This is a genomic window from Indolivaga macrotermitis, from assembly GCF_900128985.1.
Taxonomy (GTDB): Bacteria; Bacteroidota; Bacteroidia; order Bacteroidales; family Dysgonomonadaceae; genus Dysgonomonas_A; species Dysgonomonas_A macrotermitis.
In genome coordinates this window covers 260,365-286,702 of record NZ_FQUC01000002.1, presented here as the reverse complement: position 1 = coordinate 286,702, position 26,338 = coordinate 260,365, and the positions used below count along the sequence as shown (strand labels likewise).

Genomic DNA, 26,338 nt, shown 5'->3' with positions numbered 1-26,338 from the left:
GCCTTTATTTTTATTTATACGAAACTAATTAAATGGAAAAGCAGGCATTCGATCCTAATACGGCATCGGATGTCTGTTTTTTTTTATGAATCGGTGAAATTTTAATAGATTATAGAAAAAGTGCCCCCAAAAAAGCGTTGTTTTCTACTTTTATATTTATTGAAATTGTTTTAATTTGTGTGAATAAATATAAAAATGCAGTTTAGTGATTAAACCTTATGAGTATTTCCTAGTCAACAGTCTTAGGATAAACTAAATTACACTAATACTCTATCATCTACCATTACTACTATGAATAAAAAAACAAAAATAGCACTCATTGTTGTTATTGTTCTGTTTATTGCCGGTATGGCCTTTTACCCTCAGGTTAAGCAGCATCTTATAACTGGCAAAGAAGAAACGCCATCGGTACCCGGCGGTCCGGGAGGAGGCGGCAAGCAAGGCAACAGCCCTCTTAACGTAAACGTACAGATTCTGAAATACCAGAATCTAGATGATATATTTAAGACTAAAGGAGTATTAATTCCTGATGAGGAAGTAGATCTTTCTTTTGAAACTTCGGGAAAAATAACAAATATATATTTCAAGGAAGGAACCCCGGTTCGTAAGGGAACACTTCTCGCTAAGGTAAATGATAATACATTACAGGCCGAGTTGAAAAAGCTGGAAGCCCAGATGCCGTTAGCACAAGACCGGGTATACCGGCAGAAAGCTCTACTTGCTAAAGATGCCGTTAGTCAGGAAGCTTATGAGTCAGTAAATACTGAACTCGAAAAGCTAAAAGCAGACATAGATCTGGTAAAAGCAAGAATATATCAAACCGAGCTTCGTGCTCCCTTTGATGGAGTCATTGGTTTGCGACAAGTGAGTGAAGGAACTTATGCATCTCCTACAACTATTATATCGAGACTCTCGAAAATCAGCCCTCTTAAACTGGAATTCTCTGTAAACGAAAGACAATCTAACGAAATCAAGCAAGGCACACCTATCCGGTTTATGCTTGATAATGATTTGAATGTATACGAAGCGTCAGTTTTTGCTGTAGAATCGAGACTGGATGGTAGCACGCTCTCATTAAGGGCTAGAGCTTTGTATCCCAATCCCGGAGGTTCGCTAAAGCCCGGACGTTCGGCAAATATCGAGATAAAATTACAGGAGATAAAAAATACACTGGTGATACCCAGTCTTTCGACTATTGCTGAGATGGGTAGAGATATAGCTTACGTTTATAAAGGAGGGAAAGCTCAGCAGATTACTCTGACAAAGGGTATGCGTACGAACTCATCCGTACAGGTCGTAGAGGGACTGCAACCCGGCGATACATTGATTACCAGTGGTGTAATGCAGCTTAGGGACGGTATATCGGTAACCATTGATAAAATAGAGAATTAAATCATGCTTATATCAGAATTAAGTATCCGAAGACCTGTATTGGCAACTGTATTTATTCTGGTCATTTTCTTATTGGGAATGGTCGGGTATACATATCTGGGAATACGTGAATATCCTAATATAGACAATCCGATAATAACAGTTTCGGTTTCTTATCCGGGAGCGAATGCCGAAATTATCGAAAGCCAGATAACAGAGCCATTGGAACAGAATATCAATGGTATACCGGGGATCCGTTCCCTTACTAGCTCAAGTAGCCAGGGTTCAAGTTCGATTACTGTTGAGTTCGAACTTTCAGTAGATCTTGAGACTGCGGCAAACGATGTGCGCGACAAAGTATCAAGAGCACAAAGGTATTTGCCTCGTGATTGTGACCCTCCTACAGTATCGAAAGCCGATGCCGATGCCAATCCTATTATACAGATTACGATAGAAAGCCCGAAGCGGTCATTACTAGAACTTAGTGAAATAGCCGAGCTCACCATAAAAGAACGCTTGCAAACCATTCCGAATGTAAGTTCCGTTGAGATATGGGGACAACATCGTTACTCGATGCGCCTTTGGCTCGATCCTGTAAAGATGGCTGCATATGGAGTAACGCCTATCGATGTAAAGAATGCTATAGATAAAGAAAACGTAGAGCTACCTTCGGGAAGTATAGAAGGTAACAGCCTCGAACTTAGTATCCGGACTTTGGGGCTTATGCAAACGCCCGAAGAATTTAATAATCTGGTCATCAGAGAAGATAATTACAATATAGTACGATTCAAGGATATAGGTACAGCCGAACTTGGAGCCGAAAATCCACGCAACTTTATGCGTAAGAATGGCGTGCCTATGGTCAGTACGGTTATTATCCCTCAACCGGGAGCCAATCAGATCGAAATATCAGATGAAACAGCGATTCGTCTGGAACAAATGAAAAAAGACCTTCCTGAAGATGTCCAATTAGGTATTGCCTTCGATAATACGAAATTTGTCAGGGCTTCTATCTACGAAGTACAAGAGACTATATATATTGCATTCCTTCTGGTGGTGCTTATTATTTTCCTTTTCCTTCGCGACTGGCGTGTTACATTAGTTCCTTGCGTAGTAATACCAATTTCTCTGGTCGGAGCTTTCTTTGTGATGTATCTCGGAGGCTTTTCTATCAATGTATTATCTATGCTTGCTGTCGTTTTGGCTGTAGGTCTTGTGGTAGACGATGCTATAGTTGTTACTGAAAACATATACCTTAAGATAGAGGATGGAATGTCACCTTTACAAGCGGGAATAGAAGGTTCGAAAGAAATATTCTTTGCCGTAATATCAACGACTATAACTCTGGTTGCCGTATTCTTCCCTATTGTTTTTCTACAGGGAATGACCGGAAGACTTTTTCGCGAATTTAGTATTGTAATTTCAGGGGCGGTACTTATATCGGCATTCGTAGCTTTAACATTCACTCCGATGCTTTCGACCAAATTACTGAAGCGGAATGACAAGCCCGGATGGTTTTATCGTAAAACGGAACCTTTCTTTAAAGGTATGAATAATGGTTACCATAAGGCTTTGGAATACTTTCTGCTGCATAAAATGATGCTGTGGCCGATTATCGCAGTAACACTTGTTGCAATCGGATTCTTTTTGAGTAAAATTCCTTCTGAAATGGCACCTCTCGAAGACCGTTCGCAAGTATCCATCCGCACCAGTGGTCCTGAAGGAGCAACTTTTGAATTTTACAGGGATTATACAACCAAAATTTCGGATATAACTGATTCAGTAGCCCCCGAACGTCTGTTTAATATAGTAAGAGCAAGATCGGGTGGGGGAAATATCAGCCTCGTACTTCCTGATATTAAAGATAGGAAAAGAAGCCAGATGGAAATTGCAAATGACTTAGCATCGGTATTACGGAAACAAACCGAAGCCCGTGCTTTTGTACAACAGCAATCTACATTCGGAGGACGGCGTACCAGTATGCCTATTCAATACGTCTTACAAGCTCCCAATATAGAACAATTACAGAAGTTTATCCCTATTTTTATGCAAAAGGTACAGGAGAGCCCTCTGTTTCAGATGGCCGATGTAAATCTCAAATTTACGAAACCCGAAACTCAGATTATTATAGACAGGGATAAGGCTGCCGTATTGGGAGTCAGTACCAGAGATATAGGTGAAACCCTTCAATATGCACTCAGCGGTCAACGTATGGGATATTTTTACATGAATGGCAAGCAATATCAGATACTTGGAGAGATAAATCGTCAACAAAGGAATACGCCCCTCGATCTTAAATCGATCTATCTGAAAAGCCTCAATGGAAACATGATTCAAATGGATAATCTGGTCGAACTTCGCGAAACGGTAGCTCCTCCTCAGCTTTATCGCTATAATCGTTTTAACTCGGCTACTGTATCTTCCGGGCTTGCTCCGGGTGTGACTATCGGTCGAGGGCTGGACGAAATGGACAAGATTGCCAAGGAAACTCTCGATGAAACTTTTCGTACAGCTTTATCAGGAGACTCGAAGGACTTTCGAGAAAGCTCGTCTAGCCTTATGTTTGCATTCATTCTGGCTGTTGTTCTTATCTTCCTGATCTTGGCTGCACAGTTCGAGAGCTTTAAAGATCCTTTGGTAATCATGCTTACGGTGCCTCTGGCTATAGCAGGAGCCTTAATGTTTATGTACTTTGGTGATATAACGATGAATATCTTCAGCCAGATAGGTATTATTATGTTGATAGGACTTGTTGCGAAGAATGGAATACTGATAGTTGAGTTTGCAAACCAACGTCAGGAATCGGGTATGAGCAAACTCGAATCGATACAAGGTGCTGCAGTTCAACGTTTGCGCCCTATTTTGATGACCAGTTTTGCTACTATTCTTGGGTTGTTACCCCTCATATTTGCAAGTGCCGAAGGTTCTAACGGACGTATAGCGATGGGTGTAGCTGTTGTCGGAGGTATGTTAGTGTCTACAATGCTTACCATATTTGTTGTCCCGGCAATGTATATGTTCATTTCAACTAATCGTGAAAAGCGTCTGAGAAAAGATATATGATGCTATCAATTAAAGAATTAAGAAAACATTATTCGATATAAAGTTTATAGAATATAATTTTAGCTATATATGAAAAGCCTACTAACTATTGTAATATTTCTGACTATTTGCTGCACCGCTCAATCTCAGGAAATACTAAATCTGAATCGCTGCCTTGAAATAGGATTGGAACAGAATTTTGATATTCGGATTGTGCGTAATGATCAGCAAATTGCCAATAATAATTATACTATAGGCAATGCCGGATATTTACCGACACTTGACTTGAATGCCGGATATTCGGGGACAATAAACAATACTACTCAAAAAACGGCTGACGGTGAATCTATCAAGGATAACGGGGTTCATAATCAGGTTCTGGATGCCGGAATAAACCTTAACTGGACAGTGTTCGACGGATTTAATATACAATCTAATTATAAGAGACTAAGGGAAATGAAAGACACTGGAGAACTGAATACCCGTGTCGCTATTGAAAATTTTATAGCCCAACTGGCTGCCGAATATTACAATTATGTACAGCAAAATATCCGTCTTGAGAATCTAAAATACGCGGTAAAATTGTCTAAAGAACGTGTCCGGATCGTTGAATCCCGTTACCAGATCGGAGCAGGTTCACGTATGGAGTTGCAACAGGCTAAAGTAGATTTCAACAGTGATAGCTCTAAGCTTATCAAGCAATATGAAGTTTTATTTGTTGCTCGTACCAATCTTAATCAGATGATGGCTATCAGAGATGTCGAACAACAGGTAATGGTATCTGATACGCTCATTAGTTATGATGCCCTATTTGCAAAAGAAGATTTATGGGATAAAACTTTGGCAGGTAATACATACCTGCTTCTATCGCAGAGGCAAAAAAATATCAGCGTACTTGATCTTAAAATAGCACAAAAAGATAATTATCCTTATGTTAGATTGAATGCAGGATATGGTTATACTCAGAACTTTTACGGAGCCGGGAATTATGACTGGCAAAAAAATCTGGGTTTCAACTATGGAATAACCGTCGGGTTTAATCTTTTCGATGGATTTAATAAAAACAGAAGGCAGAAAAATGCAAAGTTGGATATAAAAAAGCGTGAACTGGAATATGAGCAACTTCAGCTTTCGGTAAAAACTGACTTTGCTAACATGTGGATGGCTTATCAGAATAACATCGAGCTTTCTAATCTGGAAAAAGAGAATCTGGAAACAGCTTATGACAATTATGAGATCGCGATGGAACGTTATAAACTGGGTGAACTATCTGGTTTGGAGCTGCGGGAAGCGCAAAATAGTCTTTTAGAAGCGGAAGAACGCTTGGTGCAGGCTCAGTACAATACTAAGCTGTGCGAAATATCACTGATGCAGATTAGCGGACAAGCTCTGTCTTATATGGATTGAAAACCTGAAGATCACATTACTACTTGCTATATGTTTTCTCTTTGTCTGCTATAAAAATATATCTTACACCTATTAGTCCCTATAAAAACAATCACCTGTCTCATTCTTGGGCAGGTGATTTGCGGTTGGCTAGAAGTGAAAAGCTCTGCTATGTGAAGTTATTACCCTAAGTTATTGGTTTGGAAGAAGTACAGGAATATAATTGATCTGTATCAATAAATCTACTACCTACCATATAGGATTATACTATAAGTTTTTAACTATATATATCAACACCGGAAAATGGTCGCTATATCCATTTATAAATTTACCTTCAGAGAAAGTACGTAGAGGATATCCCTTGTTTTTTCCTTCTTTTTGAATTAAGAAATCACTATTGAATATTTGAGATTTCCAATACTTTAAAGAAGAGTAATCTTTTCCTAATAAACTTTCGGAAATAATTATCTGATCGAAAAGATTCCATTGACCTTTATAAGAAAGAGAACCTATGCCTTTGTCATAAAAAGTCCACATCGTATTGAATAACCCTCCGGGTTTTACCTCGTCCCGATTTTTCTTGGCATTCAATACTCTCTGACAACTCTTATTAGTAGGGTCATCATTGAGGTCTCCCATTATCACAATTTTAGCTAAAGGGTTTGCTTTATATATGGAATCGGCAATGTGTATATTGATTGCAGCAGCAAATTCCCTTAGTTCCGACGATTTCTCTCCCCGTCTGGATGGCCAATGGTTTACTAAAATATGAAAGGATTCTCCCGCCAAAGTTCCACTAGCTAACAGTACATCTCTTGTTTTGAAAGTAGCATCACCCGGAAGTATATAAGGATATGCTTTAGATGAAGTAACCTGAAATAGTTTTGGGTTATATAATAATGCAACATCCACACCTCTGCGATCCGGCGAATCGTAGTGTATAATATCTAATCCCATTTCTGTTAAAGCACCTGTATTTATCAAGTCTTCAAGAACCTTTCTGTTCTCAATTTCCGAAACACCAATAGCTATAGGCCCTCCTGGGCAGTATTCTCTTCCAAGCTTACTTATAACAGAAGCCATGTTCTCTAACTTCTTCTGATACTTTTCGTCTGTCCATTGCATTGACCCTTTCGGTGTAAATTCTTCATCATTTGTCAAAGGATCATTTTCAGTATCATATAAATTCTCCAGATTATAAAATGCAACAGAATATACACCTAATTTTTTCTGGGCAAATATGTTCAGTGAAAATAAGCAGTGTATACAAATATAAATTAATATTGTTCTTTTCATTATTGTATTTAATAATACTAATTGATTTGATAAGTAAGCAAATATTGTATTATGAATATGTTGTTTCCGAATATAAATTTACTTATTGGAAGCTTCCAATACAATATTGTCGCTTTTCACTTCTATCTTGATATTATCAAGGCGTAAGCCTATCGCATTTGCTTCCGCAGTAGTGGCAAATTCGAGAGTCAGATTTTCAGTTGCAACAATATTTTCGAATCTGAATGTATAGAATTTAGAATTATCTCCATTTGCATTCGAGACAGGAGTGCTTGGGACACTAAGACTTGTTCCGTTGCACTTTACTGTTATAGCATTCAGATTTCCGCTCGAACCGGCATCATACAGATTAGCTGCTACTTGGTAAGATAATACTAAATTAGACTTACCACTGGTGTTTATACCCGAAATCTTTAATTGCGAATTGTTGTTGGCCGGGAACCAGACATGTACTCCATTGTCCCCTGAAATACTGCGTACATCGGCATTTCCTGTTGCATCAGTGTACACAACCGGAGACTTCATATCGAAGTCTGTGAAATCTGCAATTTTCGGTCTGTTACCGGATGGGTAGTATCCGTCGCCAAATGTTTCATTGAATACAACTTCCGCCGCAGGTGTTTCGGGATCAAGTGTTCCCGGAAGCTCACCTCCAAAATTGATCAGATCGTCTGTTGATCTAACCAATAGTTGCCAGGAACTATTAAAACGTCCCAGTATTCCGATGATAGAACCCGATCCGGAAGGCAATAAGTTGGCAGCAAAATTGGCATAGGAACTGGTCCTTACATCTAATGTATTCCCGTTTCCGTTTTTGATGGCTTCATTTGTTGTCGCATCGTTTGCTGCAAAATTATTTTTCCCTCCGTTTACGAAATAAACATTGTCGAGACGAACCAGCATATTTACCATATCGGGAGTAAGGCTATTCATATTAACTGTTTTAGGAGTTGCTTTCGATTCGTCCGGCCACCCGTTCAAAAAAGTCTGTGCGTCGAATATATCCCATGCTATACGGTTTGCGTTGGTTCCGTCATAGCCAATTTGCAATTCGCCTCCATAATTAACGATACTAAAACCGTGCAGATTTATAAAAACTTCTTGTCCCACATTGAGCGAAGTATAAATACTGTTTTGGTCTATTCCTATATTAATGGCTGCACTACCATCCTGAATATACAATTGCTTAAATATATTTCCCGACTTATCATTTGCTGTTACATATCCTTTAATAACATAGTCTACATCGATAAGTGTGGGAGTACCCGAAACTGTATTAGCATACTTTTTCTTCAATTCGGCAATTGTTAAGTTCACTTTTCCATCATACGATGGTTCGGGAATAAGGGGAGCATCATAATCGCGAGTACAAGATGTAATGCTTAATACAGTGAGGATTAGATAAAATATTTTCTTTAAAGTATCCATATCTGGTCTATTTTATTGTTTACTTAGTTTTTATTACAAGGTTCTCAGATTAAAATCTGTAGCTTGCATTTAAGAAGCAATTGATTCCTTGCATATAATAATATTTAGAGGCGAACTTACGGGGAGCTGTAATATCTAATCGCCCTTGTTCATATCCTCCTGTTTTTATATTTCTTCTGTTTGTTATGTTGTTGAATGAAAAATTGAGGTTAATGGCTCTGTTATTAGACAAATACAAAACTTTGCCTATAGAAAGGTCAAGTGTATAACCACTGCCAAAACGTTCCTGATCTACAAGTATATTGTAAGCCTCCATCGCTGCTTCATCTGAAGGATTTATTCCTGAATAGTTCGAAGCAAGACGGCGGAGAGGTGCTATTTCTATATAGTTCCGCGCAAATCCATTCAGGTTGGCACTTAAGAACCAATAATCGTAAAAATAGTTTATACCCAATGTGCCTGCTGTTTGAGGAGTAGCCCCTACATAGTAATTTTTAAGATATACCTTTTCTTCGATATTTTTTTCTTTACCATTCTCATAACTGATACTACCATCCGGATTATTGCTATAATAGTATTCGGCAACTGTTCCGGCTAAATCAATGTTCCAATTTGTATTAATCTTGTAATTTACTCCGAGTTCAAAACCCCGGTTCACTTTACTCATATTGGATAAAGTATGATTTACAAAAGTCCTTTCAGTATCATGATAATAACTGATTCTGCTTATCTGATCATAGAAATTCGTTTGGAATACAGATATACGGCCCGTTAGTGACGGCATGGAAAATATATAATTCAGATCGGCTGAAAAAACTTTCCCACTTTCTATATTATTGATCGCATCATCCGAAATACGGGGCGAGATATAAGCATTATTAGGCAATGGCGCTTCGGTAGCATAACTAATGTTACCGGTTATCAGGTGCCGGCCTGTAATCTTATAAGTCAGTCCGGCCTTTACTCCGAAATCTACAAAAGAATGTTTAGTACCTTTTCCGTAAGAATTATTTTCATAGCGGCCGTTTTTCATTTTTCCGTCGCGCTGGAAATCGGTATAACTAAGGTTGAACCCGTAATAGAAATCGAACAGGCTAGTCGTATATTGATTCTGAGCCCAGATGTTTGCCGAATTGATATTTAAACGATAATCGTAACCGAATATGTCTCCTTCATAAGCTTTGCGGTCCGGACGATTCAGGTCGTTCTGGATAATATCTGAATTTCCCGGGAAATCCCTTTCGGCAAATTTGTCTACATCTAAAACATAGTTGGCTCCTAATAAATCGTCCACAGTCTTAAACTGCTTCGATTGGGATGTGCGTATCCCTACACCTGCCGTCAGTTTGTTTCTTTCGCTTATCTGTGTATTTATTGTGGAATTTAGAGAGGTTTCAAATAAGTCGCTTCTACGTTCTTCGACTATATACAATGCACCTTCTCCCTGATCTTTTGCCAGTTTATTTGCCCGGTACATGTCGTACCAGTTTATTTGCCCGGTAGAAGTATTTTTCGATTTCCACAACTCTGTATAGTAATCATGGACGCTTTCGACATCGGAAAAGTACGAAGGCATATACCGGTAATAGTCCGGTCTAGGATCCGGAGCATTATACCAGTTAAGAGCTGTGTTCCCATACCGGGCATAGTGTGAACCGACGCCTGTTGTTAATGTTGTTTTTTCGTTTATTTTCCATATATGGGAAACAATAGCAGTGGGATCATAGGCTTTGACAATTCTGGAATTCCTCTTTTTCCCGTTTTGCCATCCCCAGTTAGGATTATAAAGGTTATCACCTGTCAGATCATAGGCTTCCTGATACGATGCTGATTGTTGGGCTCTCTCGACCGGTGACCCGAATGTAGTGAAGGATAGACTGTGCTGCCCGTTGTTCCATTGTTTTTCTAAAGCTATAGCGTAAGAAAAATTGTGATAAAATGTTCCATCCACGTTTCCTTCATCCGAATATCTTCCTCCGACGGCAGCCGTAAATGCCCATCCGTTATCCTGTAACCCTGTGGAATAGCTGGCCATACCCCTTAGATAATACAACCTGTTTGTATATGATAGTGTAAGTTTGGTTCCTTTTGCATAGTTGCCGGCACGCATATTTATATTCTCCGTACCTCCGATCGATCCGAAAGTAAAAGTACTCGGACCATGATAATTAACAACGTCCCCGTTTCGGGTAAGGTCGTTTAAAGCTCCTATTGAAGCATAGTTGAAAACGCCTCTGTTCTGGTCGTTAAAAGTAACTCCGTTTATATATTTTTGCTCATATATATTAGAATAACCCCTGATCTTAAAGCGTAAGGGGGATAGCTGATAGCGTACATTACTCAAATATTGGTCGTTCGATAGAATAACCATCGAACTTATTTCCTGGGACGATGATTCGTCATCATCCAACAATGATTCATCACTTATACCAACTAAAGCCAGATTGGTATTTGTTTCGATAGCAACTAATTTTACATCCTTCAATGAAGTTGTGACGTCGGGCTGTATAGTGACTGGCAATTCTTTGGAAATAATTTCGGAAGAACTAAATACTAGTACATCTTCTCCGGATGCAACGCTTATAAAATAGAATTCACCTTTGGTATCTGTTAATGCCGATTGGTTTTGCCCCTTAATAATTACTTGTATACCTGGTATTGGTTTATTGGTGGCAGAATTTATAACATTTCCTCTCAATCCGGTACTTTGCTGACCATAACTGTATAAGCAGAGAAGTAATGTTATTATGAATAGTAATTTTCTCTTCATAATATGGCTTTCTATAAAAGTTTAGAAACAAGAAGGCAGGCAAAATGCCTGCCTTCTTGTAATTAGTATCTTAATGATATATTATTTATTCAAAAGTAATATCATCTACATATAGGTCATAAGTTGCTGAACTACCAGTCTTAAGTGCAAAGAAATTACCTGTTGTACTTAAGTTATAGCCTGTAATATCAAGAATAACTTTTACCCATTGGCCTCCTGTATCTATAGATCCTGTATAAGCATTTGCACCTGAAGATGAGAGGTTTGCATCTCCATTGCAGATACCTAAATTGAATTTGTAATATCCACCGGTAGCATCAGGTGAATAAACATTGAAAGACAGTGATTTACCTGTTGCTGTACCTTTTAAATAAAGAACTATTTTAGAGGCGGAAACAGGGGTAGAGGTGCTTGCCACAGCTGTAAACATATATTCATTAGCTGTAGTACTTCCTGCTATGTGTAATGCAGAAGATCCGTTGCGTCCTCCGGTTGCACTTTGACTACCAAAAGGCAATAATCCGTAACTATTCAGATTTGATAGAAATGCAGACCAGTCTTCGAAATTAGAGCCGGGAAATGCAATATCCGCACCTGTGCTTGCAGCTGCTTGCTCTACTGAGATAGTAACAGGACTAAGTGAAGTTGTAGCTGGAGTTAAAGTAATAGTGGCTGTACGTGCTGCTCCGGTGTTAGCTTCTGCGGTAAGTGTAATAGTGGCATTACCTGTTCCATTGGTAGGAGATATGGTCAGCCAGGTTTGAGATGATGTAGCAGTCCAGTTCTCAGTACTTTGAGTTGTCAATTGAATAACATCGCTTGAAGCTGTTGCAGCCAAAGATACAGTTGCCTTGCTCGATGTAAATACATCACCTTCATTTGGAGTAAGGATAACAGTTGATCCGCCGGTATTTCCTTCAGTCCAATCTTCGATAGTTCCGCTTGGATTTGCAACAACAATACCGGTTGTAGTGAGCTGAACAGAATATGTATATTTCTTACCCGATTCTAGAACCTGAGCATCAGGAGTCCATTCATATACCTTGCCATTTAAAGAGAAAGTCAGTTTTCCGTTATTCAGGTTATCTCCCGGTATCAATATTGCATTTACAGTTGCAGCTGTAGCTACACTTACTACCGGAGTTAAGACTGCCTTAGTTGTTCCCAGTGTAGTAGTGGCATCAGCTAAACTAAAATTACCGTCTGTAGTCAAACCGCTTACAGATAAGCTTAATCCTGATAAAGAGCTTACTCCACCACCTGCTGTGATATTCAGTATCAACTGAGAAAGCTTGTGCTTAAAGTTCAGAGCAATAGCAGAATTAGTCTTATTTGTATTTGTTGCATTGTTAGAATACAATAAATCGATCTTTGTCAGGTCAGATTGATTAGATACGTTTATCGGATAAGTCTGGCCTGTAATAGTTGTTTGGTAAGGGTAATATGCTACAAAATCAACATTACTTCCGTCAGATGGAAGTTCGATACCTGTACTGGCAGCAGTGAATGCTCCGTCTCCGGGAGTGGTGTATTTAATATTTATTGCACTACTGGTAGATATATCAGCTCCTGTAGCTTTCATATAGACACCTATTGCGTCGCCAGAATCCCAGGTAGTTCCTGATGCTCTTGTTTTTAATGCTCCCATACTTTCGATAGCACCATCGAATGTCGCATAGTTTTGGTTTAAACCTCCAAAGTTCGGTTCGTCATCATTATTGCAAGCTGAAAGACCCAACATAGCAATACATGTAATAGATAGTAAATTCCTAAATTTCATAAGAGTTGGTTTTAATTAAAAGTGTATCTAGAACGTCTTAATTCCAATGGGATGCATCAATACTGTTTTTACTTGACGCTGATATTGATGGGAAGAATGTAAGCCCAGTCTCCTGTTCCAGTTGCTGGATTGTCATTTTGTAATTATTGTAGCTTCCTCCACTACTATATGTCTTGTTATCCATCTTGAAAGCAATTGTATAATAGACATTATTAATTCTTTGGGCTAAAGCTTTATAGTAATACTTTGGCTTTGCAACGGATTGGTTATTATTATCAGTAACATATTCTATCGTATTATCGGTGCTTGTTGTAATCATAGCACCTGTAACTACGTATAGTGTATCGCATCTCTGTGTCCATGTTCTGATCTGACTCTCGAGGTTCGCCCACATTTGTTGATTCAAAGTGCTGGCTTGTGGTGTCATATTTGTATAATAGAAAGTAGTCTTATTCGTATTTGTATTAATTGTCCTGTCTGCACTTGGTATCTGATGGCCTCTATCGATACCACTTATACCATATCCACTTTTGAGGTAAGCTTGAAATGCTTGGCTGATTGAAGGATCATATCCCCAGGCATCGCTTCTGCCCGAATCTCCTAAATAGTAGCCATGCATAGGATATGCTACCCAATAAGCCAATTTATATTTGGTATCATAGAGCATCGAATAGTTTCTTATTCGTGTACTGTTCGGTATCATATGTGAGATATAAGTCGCATTGGTCGGTAAATTGTTCATAAGGGGAGTTTCCACCCAACCATTTTCGGGCTTTACAACAATACCTCCGCCATTTAGAGTTATATTATATGTGTATTTTTTTCCCTTTTCCAATCTTGTTCCCGATGGAATTTCCCATTTAAAAGAACCTACATCAGGTAAGTAGAAAGTAACGATTCGTCCTGAGCCTCCTCCGTCTGGAATCAATATTGCTTCGGCTGATGCTGAGTTTGAATTAACTGACGTCTTAAAATCTATATTTCCAGTGGAGTTTTCGTCAGCAGTAAGGGTGCCATCAATCAGGCTAAAATCGGCTAATGTTTTAAGTCCGGAAGCACTTACCCGAATTCCATTCAAACTCGATACATCCTCACTTGCACTTATATTAAAACTGATTTTCGAAAGTTGGTGTGAAAACTGCAATGAATTCGAAGGATTGCTCAGGGATGCATTTGTTATATTGTTTGAATATAACAGGTCTATATGCTGAGGTATACTCTGGTCAATTATATCAACTTTATAGATATAATTGTTGATATTGTTCTGATAAGGATAATATGCAATGAAATCGACAGCCGAATTGTTTTCCGGGAAATGGATATTTTGCTCTTCGTTTTTTGCCGTAAATGTACCGTTTCCGGTGGTTGTGTATATTATATTTGAGTATCCGTTTACAATTGATTGGTCTGACAATTGTATTCCGGATGTTTTCATAAAAACCCCTATTTTGTCTTCATTTTCCCACAAAGAGTTATAGGCTCTGGTTTGTATGTCATTATTGTTTATCTCAGAAGTAAACTGTATGGCTGCAGAAGAATTATGATCTGATATATCTTTTTCACTTTCGCATGAATAAAAAATACCTAATAGTAGAGTAATTAGTAGTATACGGTTGATTCTCATAATATTCTCTTGATTTAACTCTTGATGATGAATGTTGTTTTATTTTCAGCTTTCCGATTTGTTTTCATTTGCAAAGGTTAAATTATATTCTCTCAATATCGTTTCGTAGATATTAATAGGATGTTAAGTTATTACAACGCTTCGTTTCGTACATACTTTGGTTGTATTGTAGATGATTCTTATTAAGAAAAGAGGTTTAGCTGCTGATTAATAAAAGCTTATGTTCTAATTAACTTTTAATTAATGATATTGAAACTTTCATGAAATACTTTTGATAAAAACAATTCTTATGAATATTAATCGTTTGGCTGCTATTGATATAGGTTCTAACTCTGTCAAATTACTTATAAGTGACGCAATTAACAGTAATAATAAAATAGCTTTAAGAACTGCTTCATTTACAAGGGTACCACTACAATTAGGAGAGGATACATTCTCTATGGGATATGTTTCTGAAGAGAAAATAAGAAAGTTGTCGGAGTTAATAAAAACTTTTATTTCATTGGTTCAAATTAATGAGGTCGAATACTGGTCTATTTGTGCTACTTCTGCCTTAAGGGAAGCTGCGAATGCTAATGAAATAGTTGATTATCTTTGGAATAGTACCCGGCAATATATCAATATTATATCTACGGATGAAGAGGCTCGCCTAATCGGTTTGAATTTAGAAAACAGAAGAGATGACGATAATAAAGTATATGTAGTTGCAGATGTCGGCGGAGGTTGTACAGAGATCACAGCATTCGTGAAAAACCAGAAACCTGTATATAAATCTTTTGATCTGGGTACAATACGTCCCTTGAAAAAAGAAGAAGAATTATCAGAGTGGAAAAAACTTGAGACGTGGATGCAGTCCGTACGAAATGGGCACAAAGAACTAATATTAATGGGTTCAGGAGGGAATATCAACCAGCTGAATTCTATTTTCCGGAAACGAGGAAAAATAAAGAGATACGACCTAAATAAATATTACATTTATCTTAAAGAGATGGATTACGAAGAGTTTATCTTTAGTGCTAAGATAGGATTAAACAGGGCGATGGTAATAATGCCAGCTATAAAGATTTATTTACACCTGATGAAAATACTGAAAGCAGAAGAAATAGAAATTCCGGTTATCGGATTAGCCGACGGTATGATCCGAAATTTGTATTCGGAAAAAATATCCAAGATACAATTTTGATGTTGTACATTGGATATAGCTTATTACATATTAATTATTAAAGATTGATTATTCTCGGAGGAATTGTGTTATTTGATTTATATCCCCGTCTGTTTTAGCGGGCTCGATTCCTAAAAGATTAGCTAATAACGAATAGATTGCAGTATTGTCAAACATTGTTCCTTTATAATTCTCTTTAAAATCGGGGCCATAAGCAAAAAAGATAACATGCATATCAGTGCAAGCCGTATCATATCCATGTGCACCATGTGTTGGTAGTGAGCTAAATCCGAATTGCCAGCCACAATCTGCAATAACAATCAAGTCTCCTATATTTTCATTTGTACCATAATTGAGGGAAGGAGATATCTCATCCTTTTTGAAAACGCGTATGTGATCTACTTCAGATAAGATATTATAAATTGAATCACAATAGTTTGTATCACAAAATATAGAAGACGGATTCGACCCAGCAATACGTTGATACCATTCGGGTTTAAGGTAATCATTGACGTTTATGAAACGTTCCGGGGAAATATTGGTCATACCATGATCCGAAGTTACGATTAAGTTTACCTGTTTTGAAAAACTCAGACTATCAATACCTTTAATTAAAACGCCTATCAAGCTATCTACCATTTGTACCGTATTGCGTGTTTCCTCTCCATTAGGTCCAAATCGGTGCCCGGTTCCATCCGGCTCTTCCATATACAGGGTAATAAGATGCGGACGTTCTGACTCCGTTTTATTGAGCCATACCAAGGCAGTATCGATCCGTTGGGCGAAAGTCAGACGTGGTTCGTCTGCCCACACTTTATAATAGGTAGGATGCATTCCTTTTATGGCTATGTCTGAACCGATCCAGTACAAACTACCTGTTGTAACGCTTTGCTTTTCGGCAGTGATCCAGATAGGCTCGCCTTTATAGTAGTTCGAATTATTACGGGTAATAGAATCGCCCATACTGTATTGACGTTCGTTTTTTCTATCCCAGAATGTATTGTTTATTATGCCATGGTGATCGGGAACAAGCCCTGTTATTAAAGTGTAATGATTAGGGAAAGTAGAAGATGGGTATGATGGCTTCATTACTGCACTAACCCCTCTGTGAGATATTTTATCTAAGTTAGGGGTATTATATAACTGAGGATAATCCCATCTGAAACCGTCTAAAGAAACAATGATTGTATAATTTTTATCTTCTTTTTTTCCGTCTTTTGCAGATGAAAGCTGAAGGTTGGAAAAAAATACAAAGCAGATGAAAATTTTGATAAAATAAGGTCTCATAGTTTATTCTTTATGATAAAATTTCAGGCATTGTAAATATACAAACAATGCCTGAAATCAAATATTTATAGAAGGAAGTTAGTTGTTTAAAAAATGTATTTCAAACCGACTTGGCCTCTCCAGCGAGAATAATAATCGCTATATGAACGCATGTTGTAATCGGCATCATGAAGAAACTGAAAGGCTTGCGAAGAACTATTATAAGTTATAGGGCTGTAATATGTAGCCGAACCTCCGGCAGAAGCATAATGTCCCCATTTCTTGTTGAACATGTTACCTACATTTATGATGTCAAATGAAAGTTCCAGAGAATGAGTTCTGTCACAGACATTAAAGTTTAGTTTCTGTGCGATATGGAAGTCGAAATGATGCTCAAAATCTTCATTATCTGCATAACGGTCATAATATTCCCCGCGATGTTTACTCAGGTAAGAGTCATTAGCAACCCATGATTTCATATTGGCTCTCTGTTGTTCTACAGTATAAGCGCTTGTAGCCAGAAACGGCATTTGGTCGATTTGTGCATCAGTAGGTATGAAGATAAGGTCATTACCATTTGAGCTATCACCGTTTAGGTCTCCGTTATAATATATTGAATAAGGTGCCCCTGATGAACCTGTATAGAGCAGACCGACTGTTGTTGTCCAAGAATTACAGCTGGATCTTCCGTATTCCTTATGATAGAACACCGAAGCATTGATACGGTGAGGTGTATTGAAAGCAGAGAATCCTAATTCGGGATTATTCGCATCTCCTCTGGTATAGTTGTAAGCCCAGTTTGATTGTGCGACTGAAGAGGTTCCGCTATTTAAGGATTTAGAGCGGGTAAATGTGTAAGAAGCCATCAGGTCTAGACCGAAATCAAACTTCTTTTCTCCCTTTAAGGATAGGTTATAAGTATAGCCTTTACTTGTATTAGACAAAGCATAGATGTAAGCATAATCCGTTCCGGTTGTTACTCTTTCAAACATCGGACGTTGATCGAATGTAAGCCCGGACACTGTTTCTCCTAAAGTTTTTCCATTCATATCATACGCCAGATTCTGATAAAGGATATCGTTCAAGGTTTTTGAATAGATGGCTTCGGCGGTCCAGTCGATACCTCCCACTTCGAAATCCAATCCTAAATTGATACGGAAGTTTTGCGCAAATTTAAAATCGTCACTAAATACATTAATTGTCTGGCTACCGGCAGCAGTTAGTAAATCTGTATTTTGAGTCTGTTTATTCGGATCCAAAATCAACGATAAATCACCTGCGGAAGTAGTATTATATGTAGATAGCTGTATACCTGTATTCGAAAAATTATTGCTTAACCATACAAAAGGAATACGTCCGGTAAAGATACCTAATCCTCCTCGTAGAACCAGTTTTTCATAATCGTCTGCAACCCAGCGGAATCCTAGACGTGGAGAGAATAGAGGGGTGCTGCTTAATTTCTGGTTTGTTTTATAGCCCCAGCCCTTAGAAGCAGCATATTCGTTGAATCCTGCATTTTCGGTAGGAGTATCAAAAAATAGAGGAATATCCATACGAAGACCTAAAGTCACGTCCAGCTTGTCGGTTACATTCCATTTGTCTTGAGCATAAAGCCCTAATTGTCCTGCTCCGAACGTTGCTTTCCATAAAGGGTCTCCTGTTACATCTACATTTGCCTGCGCGAAACGGTACTGGCGAATCTTACCTGCATAGAAATATCGACACTATTATAGTAGTAAGTACCATAAGCATCCTGAATAAAGAGATTCGAAAAATTATAGAATTCATTGTGTGTACCAAGTGTGAAGGTATGGTTTCCTTTATATAAAGTAAGGTTATCGGTAAACGACCAGATATCCTGATCCAGAGAGTTAGCCATAGAAGAACGTTCGTTACCAATGTTTAATGTTCCATCTCCTACATTCGATATGCTGATCATCGGGAACGGACTACCCGGGTCACGTTGATCACGTGCACGGACATACGAAGCACGGAACTCATTACTTAAGTTATCTGAAAAACGACTTTGCAATTCGGCAATAAATGTGTTTGTTTTGGATACAAAATCGTAACTATAATCCGAAGTGTTCAGGTTAGATGCAGAACTAGCGCTGTTTAATTGTTTGGCAGAAACCAAACTCCAACGAACAGTAGCCTTATGTTTATCATTGATATTCCAATCTAATTTTGCACCGGCTTTGTCCGATTCTGTGTACACGTCCGAGTTGCTGAAAGCTCCATTGTAGGTTACACCTTGCGCTTCGGCCATTTCTTTTATCGTATTCAAAATCTTTTGAGCCTCGTTTGCATCAATATTCGAAGCAGAAGATCCTAGTCCATATGCATTCGGATATTTCTTATTTGCTTTTTCGTAGTTGGCAAAAAAGAACAACTTGTTTTTAATGATAGGACCTCCTAATGTGATACCTGCCTGATATTCGGATTGTTTGTCATATTTTTCGCTGGTCTGTCCGTTCATCAGGGTATATTTTTTTCCTATCAAATCCTGATTGTTTCCAAAACCATATGCAGAACCATGGAAGGTATTAGTTCCCGATTTTGTAATGGCGTTAATCGCTCCACCTGTAAATCCGGATTGAGTAACATCGAAGGGTGCAATATTTATCTGAATCTGTTCGATCGTTTCCATAGATACGGGTTGAGCTCCTGCCTGTCCACCATTGGAGCCGTTACTTGTCAAACCGAAAACATCATTATTCATTGCACCATCGATCTGAAAACTGTTATAGCGATTGTTTGTTCCGGCAAAAGACATTGCACCGGTATTACTTATATTTACCTGTGGAGTCAGACGGATAACATCGGCAATGCCATGTGTGATAGAAGGCATGCGGTCAATTTCGTCAGCACTCAGACTGGCTGCTGCGCCTGTTTTGTTAGCTGCAATACCGGACTTACCAACTATTACTACTTCATTTAACGATTGGCTTGACTCTTTCAAAGAAGTTGAAATATTTGCAGTTTCACCTAATTTGAGTGTTACATCAGAGAAAACGACTGTTTCGTACCCTACATAAGATATCTTTATATTGTAAGGACCTCCGACACGCATACCCTGAATCGTATAACGTCCATCGGCATTCGTTGCTCCACCGTAAAATGTACCCGAAGGCTCATGTATAGCTTGAACCGTAGCTCCAATGATGACCTCATTGTTCGTACCTGTTATTTTTCCGCTCATCGATGAGGTTGTAACTTGGGCGGATAGGTATATCCCAAATCCCATAGTCATTAGTAATAAAAGCAAAATCCTTTTCATATAAACTGTTTAATTTGTTTACCGCAAATGAACACGAAAAGAGTTTTTTTGTAATGAATATGACATTACATTTTTGTGAAGTTATAACTAATGTTAATTTTATTGACAGTTGGTTAAAATGCGGTTCTTGCTTGCAGTGATGTTAGAAGGAACAGTTGTATCTGTAACAGGAGTATATCTAAGGATTAAGTTTCTAAAAAGAAAAATCGGGAAGCTGAAATGGGGAGTATAAATTTTTATTTCGGAAAACTTTTTAATGGTTGTTGAATTTTATTTGGTTGAAAAATAGATATTTGATATTATTTTTAGGAAATTTAATAAATTGATATTGGGTAATGAAAATATTTTTAACGAGATAATCAAAAGAATTGCTTTATCTTTGTTCCCATATATGGTTCCAATCAAAAATTGGATGAAAAGGGAATTAGGTGCAAGTCCTGAACTATCCCCGTAGCTGTAAGTTTCGATAACGAGTTAGTATCTTCGCCACTGTTTTTTATGAACTGAAAAATGGGAAGGCATCTAACTTGAAACGAGTCAGAAGACCTGCCGTATATACATTCGTAGCTTTCGGGAGAAAAGCGATAGAATATACGGTTAATTTCCATTTATAAGCATTCCCGTGTATTTCTGAGCCTTCCGTCGGTTATATTTTTGAACAAAAAGTATAAAGACAGTTTTATTATGATTCAGACAGTAGTAAAGAGAGACGGACGTATCGTTGGATTCAACGAAGAAAAAATCATGGCGGCTATCCGCAAAGCCATGCTTCACACCGAATATGGCGAAGACACAACTATTATCAGGCGTATAACCGATTATGTATCTTGTCAGGGCAACGAACAGATGACCGTAGAACAGATACAGGATATGGTGGAAATGGAGCTGATGAAAAGTCCCCGCAAAGAGGTGGCTAAAAAATATATTGCTTATCGGGACAAACGCAACATTGCACGCAAAGCCAAAACAAGGGATATGTTTCTCGAAATCATCGAGACAAAATCGAATGACATTACCCGTGAAAATGCAAATATGAATGCCGATACTCCGGCAGGTATGATGATGAAGTTTGCAAGTGAAACCACAAAGCCATTCGTCGATGATTATTTATTACTTCCCGAAGTAAAAGAAGCTGTTCGTCTGAACTACTTGCATATTCACGATAAAGATTATTATCCGACTAAAAGTTTGACTTGTGTTCAGCATCCGTTGGATAAGATATTACAGAACGGATTTAATGCAGGACACGGCGAATCACGCCCGGCTAAGCGTATCGAAACGGCGAGTATGCTGGCATGCATATCGCTGGAAACTGCTCAGAACGAAATGCACGGCGGACAGGCTATTCCTGCTTTCGATTTTTACCTGGCGCCTTTTGTTAGAAAAAGTTATATCGAAGAAATAAAAGTTCTGGAACAAATTAACGGACAAGATTACAAGCATTTGTATGACATCGAAATACAAGATTATTTACCCAAAGAATTATCCGAATTACAAGGAGACGAACGTATTCTGCAACATGCGATAAACCGTACTGTCGGACGTATTCATCAGTCAATGGAGGCTTTTATCCACAATATGAACACTATACATTCGCGTGGAGGTAATCAGGTGGTTTTCAGTTCCATTAATTACGGAACGGATACTTCCTCCGAAGGGCGTTGCGTCATTCGTGAATTATTGCATACAGCTTACGAAGGTGTAGGACATGGCGTAACAGCCATTTTCCCGATACAAATATGGAAAAAGAAAAGAGGCGTAAGTTATCTGCCTGAAGACAGGAATTACGACCTGTATCAATTAGCATGTAAGGTGAGTGCCCGCCGTTTCTTCCCGAACTTTCTGAATCTGGACGCTACTTTTAATCAGCACGAAGATTGGAATTCTGAAGACCCGCAAAGATTTAATTACGAAGTAGCTACAATGGGATGCCGTACACGAGTATTCGAAAACCGTTTCGGAAAGAAAACTTCTGTCGGACGTGGTAATCTTTCGTTTTCGACTCTGAATCTTGTACGCATAGCATTAGAATGTAGGAATATAGAAAATACGAAGGAACGAATCGATTGTTTTTACAGTAAATTAGACCAGTTGCTCGACTTAGCAGCTTTGCAATTACACCGCCGTTTCGAATTCCAGAAAACAGCTGCACCTAAACAATTTCCCTTATTAATGTCGGTTCTTTGGGAAGGTTGCGAACAACTAACAGAAGAAAACACGATCGAAAAAGTAATTAATCAAGGTACATTAGGTATCGGTTTCATCGGTCTTGCCGAAGCGTTAGTCGCTTTAATCGGGAAACATCATGGCGAAGATGAACATGCACAAAAATTAGGTCTGGAAATGGTAATCTATATGAGAGACCGTGTCAATGAATTTTCTGATAAATATCAGCATAATTATAGTGTGCTTGCTACTCCTGCCGAAGGGCTTGCGGGACGTTTCACACGCAGGGACAGGAAAGATTTCGGACTCATTGAAGGAATAACCGACCGGGAATATTATACAAACTCCAATCATGTTCCTGTCTATTATTCTTGCAGTGCGCATCACAAGGCAAAAACCGAAGCTCCTTACCATGATTTGACACGTGGCGGTCATATCTTCTATGTGGAAGTGGACGGAGATGCAACCCACAATCCGGAAGCGATCATGACAGTTGTAGATATGATGGATAAATATAATATCGGTTATGCATCCGTTAATCACAATCGCAACCGTTGTCTGAAATGCGGATATGAAAATGCCGATGCGAAATTAGAAAAATGTCCCAAATGTGGAAGTACTGAAATTGACCGCTTACAACGTATCACCGGTTATCTGGTAGGTACTACCGACAGATGGAATAGTGCTAAACTGGCGGAACTTAACGACCGTATCATCCATGAGTAGGCTATCTATACTAAATATTGTGTGTGATACCACTGTAGATGGTCCCGGATTCCGTACGGCTATCTACGGTGCAGGCTGTCTGCATCAATGTCTCGGATGCCATAATCCTCAATCGTGGGATATAAATGCGGGTACATTTTATTCTATGCATACTCTATTGGAAATAATAAAGAAGGATGAATTTTCGAACGTGACTTTTTCGGGAGGTGACCCTCTCTTTCAGATAGAAGGATTTACGGAGTTAGCACAACTTATAAAAAATGAAACTACAAAAGACATCTGGTGTTATACAGGTTTTACTTACGAGCAGATTATAAGGTCGAATAAATTATCTCAGATTTTGCCTTTTATAGATGTGCTGGTAGATGGAAGATATATGGGTGCTTTGAGAGACATAGATTTGCAATTCCGAGGCAGCAGTAATCAACGTATTATTGATGTGCAGAAATCTTTAAAAAGGGAAAAAGCTATCACATGGAAAAATGTCTTTAGTGAGAAGGGAATGTCAGTTACTTATTAATAGATTGTTTTCTTAATAAAAGAGCAAAAAGCAGAAAGTCTTTATGACTTTTTGCTTTTCTATAACTCTGAGCTTCTAAGATCAAAATGAATCCCAAACATAATATTTAAGATGAATAAAAAGAGGAAACCTCAAAATTTCATAAAAGGATAGTTCTCCATGCTATCTTTATCATATATCTTCAGGAAAATAGAGATTGACTTGATATGTAATCATAAATTATGATTGTTCTATACCGGAAAATACAATGTTATAATCCGTCAGACGTCCGTTTTATTGCAATACATTCTACTTCGATAAGCCATTCGGGACGACATACCCGTGCTTGGACAATAACTTTGGGGACTTCTTTGTAGTTGCTAATTAGGTAATTATTAATTATTTCATAATCTGAAATATTCCTCAAATAAACGATCATTTGTGCAATATCCGTCAAGTCTGCACTAACATCTTTAAGTAACATTTTTATATTGAGAAACAGGCGTTCTGTCTGTTTAAGAACATCATTCCGATATATACATTCTCCTTCTTTATCGATACTGGCTGTTCCCGATATAAATATATGTTTCCTGTCTGAGTATGTTATACATGTCCCTCGCTCAAAAGAAACCCCGTATTCGTAGGTGTTATTTAAGTAATCTAATGCTTGTAAATATCTGACTTGTTCATTAGAGATACCTTTGATTGAATAAAAATCGATATTTACCGATGAACCGGGGCATAAACCTTTTCCTTCTATTCCGGTTGAGGCTATGAAATGGGTATTGACAGTCAGGCCTTGTTTGTCAAATATATGGTTACGGGCTTTTACAATGCTGGCATAGTCCTTATCTACATCACGGGAGTATAGCCACGTTCTGACGCAATTATCTTTGAGAGACATCCCGTTATTGGACAGGAGTTCTATATGGCGGGTGAAAGCATCTTTTGTCTGGGCATAAGGGGACTCAATTGAGCTTTCATATTTGACTATGCTTTGATATACATGTGTCTTATTCTCAATTCTGATAAAATATGCATCTTTTTCTTTTTCTATAACGATGTTGTCGGTCTTGATAAAGAGTAGGAGCAGATTTATCTTTGTTCCATCCAAAGGAGGTTGTTCTATATATGATATTGCAGCATTCCCCAGAATTGATCGAAATTTAGTGTGATTTTTGAGAATTGGCTTCTGATTAATATAATCACTCAAGAATATTTTGGCAAACACAAGATGCCTGTTTTCTAATCCAAGCTCTTTTATTACATGTTCGAATTTAAAAGAGAGACTATTCAGTTGTTCCTGAAATATATCTAGATTGTCAGGAGCTAATGATATATGATATTCCGGGATGTTTACATCCCCGAGAATAAAAGCTTTATATTCATTCATTTTTATTTTCTTTATATATAACTATGGAGGCCTCTTAACAGGAAGCTAACACCTAAAAAGGTCATCAGTACGGTTAGGAAAGCGATAAGGCAATATCGGTGAAACTTCAATGGGTCGGAAAAGAAGGGAAGGCTTTTTCTGTGCATGGGTATTGCATATACTAACATGGTGATTAAAGCCCAAGTCTCCTTTGCATCCCATCCCCAGTAACGTCCCCATGAAATATTGGCCCAGACTGCACCGATAAATATTCCGGCAGCCAATAAAAATAGTGCTGGATAAAGTAATTTCTTGTTCCAGCGATACATTTGTTTACACCTTTTTTTCGATATAATTCCGATCAGGCTCATTATTGCAATCTGCAGCAATAGCAGATAGGAGATTACAATCACTGATACATGCATTGCGAGCATAGGAGTCCGCAAAACTGGTGTCATCGGATTTATCCGGGATATGTAAAACCAAACGATAATTGTAGGTATTACAATACATACCAAGCCTTTCCATCCTATGCGTAACCATAGCAGCCATAGTATTGATAAAGCCAGTAACAAGTATCCGGTATAAGTTGTTGCTATTCCGAACGGATCGTAGTTTACGAGCAACACGCTACCCATCTCATCCCTGTCATAATCAATTTGATAGAACCGATAATTCTGATGTGTTTTTATCTTATTCATCGAGACCTTACACATTTCTCCGTCAATCATTAGATAGCTAATGAAATCGGCTGGCTGGTCAGAGTCAGGATGGTATTCCATTTCAAAAAGAACCAGTTTTATCTCAAAAGGCAGAGAGCGTTTTGTTATATCGTCATCAAGGATATAAGCATTTTGCGGTTTGCCTTGCCTGAGATGTATATATCCTCTTTCTGCTGAAATGTAAGTAATAAAAGCACCTAACAAAATAACAACAAAGGCACAATGCAGTAAGAAGACGGCTTTTTGCCTGTATAATTTCTGCAGGATAATATAAATACAAGAAGCAAGGCAAAACAGAATCCACAACGTGACAAACCACCATGAGTGGTAAACCTTCGCGGAGACAAATTCACTATCATATAGTTTTTCTATGACGGTTGCAGAAGCAAGGACTATCAGTATTATTACCAATAGTCCGAAAGCTATACGCTTGATATAAATTTTCATT

The 26,338-nt window shown here is 38.2% G+C and carries 14 protein-coding genes, 1 pseudogene and 1 riboswitch; of the genes and pseudogenes, 6 read left to right on the top strand and 9 right to left on the bottom strand.

All coding sequences use genetic code 11. The features are described from left to right. Positions 1-291: 291 nt before the first annotated feature. The 3 genes from BUC12_RS04150 to BUC12_RS04140 all read left to right on the top strand — a co-directional run bounded on the left by BUC12_RS04150 (position 292) and on the right by BUC12_RS04140 (position 5,820). A complete protein-coding gene (locus BUC12_RS04150) occupies positions 292-1,392 on the top strand; it encodes an efflux RND transporter periplasmic adaptor subunit (RefSeq protein WP_062176547.1) in 1,101 nt (366 codons plus the stop codon). Positions 1,393-1,395: 3 nt separating this feature from the next. Further along, entirely contained in the window at positions 1,396-4,434 is a 3,039-nt protein-coding gene (locus tag BUC12_RS04145; RefSeq protein ID WP_062176551.1) for an efflux RND transporter permease subunit, read from the top strand. A gap of 69 nt (positions 4,435-4,503) precedes the next feature. Then, positions 4,504-5,820: a TolC family protein gene (locus tag BUC12_RS04140; RefSeq protein ID WP_062176554.1), complete on the top strand. Its 1,317-nt coding sequence runs from the start codon at positions 4,504-4,506 to the stop codon at positions 5,818-5,820. A gap of 246 nt (positions 5,821-6,066) precedes the next feature. Here the strand turns inward: BUC12_RS04140 and BUC12_RS04135 are convergent, their stop codons facing one another. From BUC12_RS04135 to BUC12_RS04115, 5 genes are all read right to left on the bottom strand, one after another. Continuing rightward, on the bottom strand, positions 6,067-7,095 hold the full coding sequence (locus BUC12_RS04135; RefSeq protein WP_087880234.1) for an endonuclease/exonuclease/phosphatase family protein: 1,029 nt from the start codon (positions 7,093-7,095) through the stop codon (positions 6,067-6,069). 78 nt (positions 7,096-7,173) lie between these two features. Then, positions 7,174-8,523 carry a DUF5689 domain-containing protein gene (locus tag BUC12_RS04130; RefSeq protein ID WP_062176560.1) on the bottom strand — a complete coding sequence of 450 codons (1,350 nt, stop codon included), beginning with the start codon at positions 8,521-8,523 and terminating at the stop codon, positions 7,174-7,176. A gap of 49 nt (positions 8,524-8,572) precedes the next feature. After that, a complete protein-coding gene (locus BUC12_RS04125) occupies positions 8,573-11,293 on the bottom strand; it encodes a TonB-dependent receptor (protein ID WP_062176563.1) in 2,721 nt (906 codons plus the stop codon). Positions 11,294-11,378: 85 nt separating this feature from the next. After that, positions 11,379-13,073 carry a fimbrillin family protein gene (locus BUC12_RS04120; RefSeq protein ID WP_062176567.1) on the bottom strand — a complete coding sequence of 565 codons (1,695 nt, stop codon included), beginning with the start codon at positions 13,071-13,073 and terminating at the stop codon, positions 11,379-11,381. A gap of 37 nt (positions 13,074-13,110) precedes the next feature. Next, the gene (locus BUC12_RS04115; protein ID WP_062176569.1) at positions 13,111-14,697 is read right to left on the bottom strand and encodes a fimbrillin family protein; all 1,587 of its coding nucleotides are present in this window, start codon (positions 14,695-14,697) and stop codon (positions 13,111-13,113) included. A 289-nt stretch (positions 14,698-14,986) separates the two neighbouring features. On the opposite strand from BUC12_RS04115, the gene BUC12_RS04110 reads away from it, so the two are divergent. Next, positions 14,987-15,880: a Ppx/GppA phosphatase family protein gene (locus BUC12_RS04110; protein WP_062176572.1), complete on the top strand. Its 894-nt coding sequence runs from the start codon at positions 14,987-14,989 to the stop codon at positions 15,878-15,880. A 48-nt stretch (positions 15,881-15,928) separates the two neighbouring features. Here the strand turns inward: BUC12_RS04110 and BUC12_RS04105 are convergent, their stop codons facing one another. Both BUC12_RS04105 and BUC12_RS04100 read right to left on the bottom strand, forming a co-directional pair. Further along, positions 15,929-17,146 (bottom strand): alkaline phosphatase family protein, encoded by a 1,218-nt coding sequence (locus BUC12_RS04105; RefSeq protein ID WP_062176575.1) that lies wholly within the window; start codon positions 17,144-17,146, stop codon positions 15,929-15,931. Between the two features lie 86 nt (positions 17,147-17,232). Beyond that, positions 17,233-20,405: pseudogene (locus BUC12_RS04100) on the bottom strand (TonB-dependent receptor). 375 nt (positions 20,406-20,780) lie between these two features. Then, positions 20,781-20,973: riboswitch (cobalamin riboswitch) on the top strand. Between the two features lie 116 nt (positions 20,974-21,089). On the opposite strand from BUC12_RS04100, the gene BUC12_RS04095 reads away from it, so the two are divergent. Both BUC12_RS04095 and nrdG read left to right on the top strand, forming a co-directional pair. Then, positions 21,090-23,297, top strand: coding sequence for an anaerobic ribonucleoside triphosphate reductase (locus tag BUC12_RS04095; protein WP_062176578.1), 2,208 nt, complete (start codon positions 21,090-21,092; stop codon positions 23,295-23,297). Then, the gene (nrdG, locus tag BUC12_RS04090; protein ID WP_062176581.1) at positions 23,290-23,817 is read left to right on the top strand and encodes an anaerobic ribonucleoside-triphosphate reductase activating protein; all 528 of its coding nucleotides are present in this window, start codon (positions 23,290-23,292) and stop codon (positions 23,815-23,817) included. Before BUC12_RS04095 ends, nrdG begins: the two co-directional genes overlap by 8 nt. 250 nt (positions 23,818-24,067) lie before the next feature. Here the strand turns inward: nrdG and BUC12_RS04085 are convergent, their stop codons facing one another. After that, positions 24,068-25,189 carry a Rid family hydrolase gene (locus BUC12_RS04085; protein WP_062176584.1) on the bottom strand — a complete coding sequence of 374 codons (1,122 nt, stop codon included), beginning with the start codon at positions 25,187-25,189 and terminating at the stop codon, positions 24,068-24,070. An 11-nt stretch (positions 25,190-25,200) separates the two neighbouring features. Further along, a complete protein-coding gene (gene ccsA, locus BUC12_RS04080) occupies positions 25,201-26,337 on the bottom strand; it encodes a cytochrome c biogenesis protein CcsA (protein WP_062176587.1) in 1,137 nt (378 codons plus the stop codon). Position 26,338 lies beyond the last annotated feature (1 nt).

Coding starts and splice junctions, on each gene's coding strand:
- BUC12_RS04130 (WP_062176560.1), bottom strand. CDS start 8,523: ATGGATACTTTAAAGAAAATATTTTATCTAATCCTCACTGTATTAAGC.
- BUC12_RS04115 (WP_062176569.1), bottom strand. CDS start 14,697: ATGAGAATCAACCGTATACTACTAATTACTCTACTATTAGGTATTTTT.
- BUC12_RS04145 (WP_062176551.1), top strand. CDS start 1,396: ATGCTTATATCAGAATTAAGTATCCGAAGACCTGTATTGGCAACTGTA.
- BUC12_RS04120 (WP_062176567.1), bottom strand. CDS start 13,073: ATGAAATTTAGGAATTTACTATCTATTACATGTATTGCTATGTTGGGT.
- BUC12_RS04135 (WP_087880234.1), bottom strand. CDS start 7,095: ATGAAAAGAACAATATTAATTTATATTTGTATACACTGCTTATTTTCA.
- nrdG (WP_062176581.1), top strand. CDS start 23,290: ATGAGTAGGCTATCTATACTAAATATTGTGTGTGATACCACTGTAGAT.
- ccsA (WP_062176587.1), bottom strand. CDS start 26,337: ATGAAAATTTATATCAAGCGTATAGCTTTCGGACTATTGGTAATAATA.
- BUC12_RS04150 (WP_062176547.1), top strand. CDS start 292: ATGAATAAAAAAACAAAAATAGCACTCATTGTTGTTATTGTTCTGTTT.
- BUC12_RS04140 (WP_062176554.1), top strand. CDS start 4,504: ATGAAAAGCCTACTAACTATTGTAATATTTCTGACTATTTGCTGCACC.
- BUC12_RS04085 (WP_062176584.1), bottom strand. CDS start 25,189: ATGAATGAATATAAAGCTTTTATTCTCGGGGATGTAAACATCCCGGAA.
- BUC12_RS04105 (WP_062176575.1), bottom strand. CDS start 17,146: ATGAGACCTTATTTTATCAAAATTTTCATCTGCTTTGTATTTTTTTCC.
- BUC12_RS04110 (WP_062176572.1), top strand. CDS start 14,987: ATGAATATTAATCGTTTGGCTGCTATTGATATAGGTTCTAACTCTGTC.
- BUC12_RS04095 (WP_062176578.1), top strand. CDS start 21,090: ATGATTCAGACAGTAGTAAAGAGAGACGGACGTATCGTTGGATTCAAC.
- BUC12_RS04125 (WP_062176563.1), bottom strand. CDS start 11,293: ATGAAGAGAAAATTACTATTCATAATAACATTACTTCTCTGCTTATAC.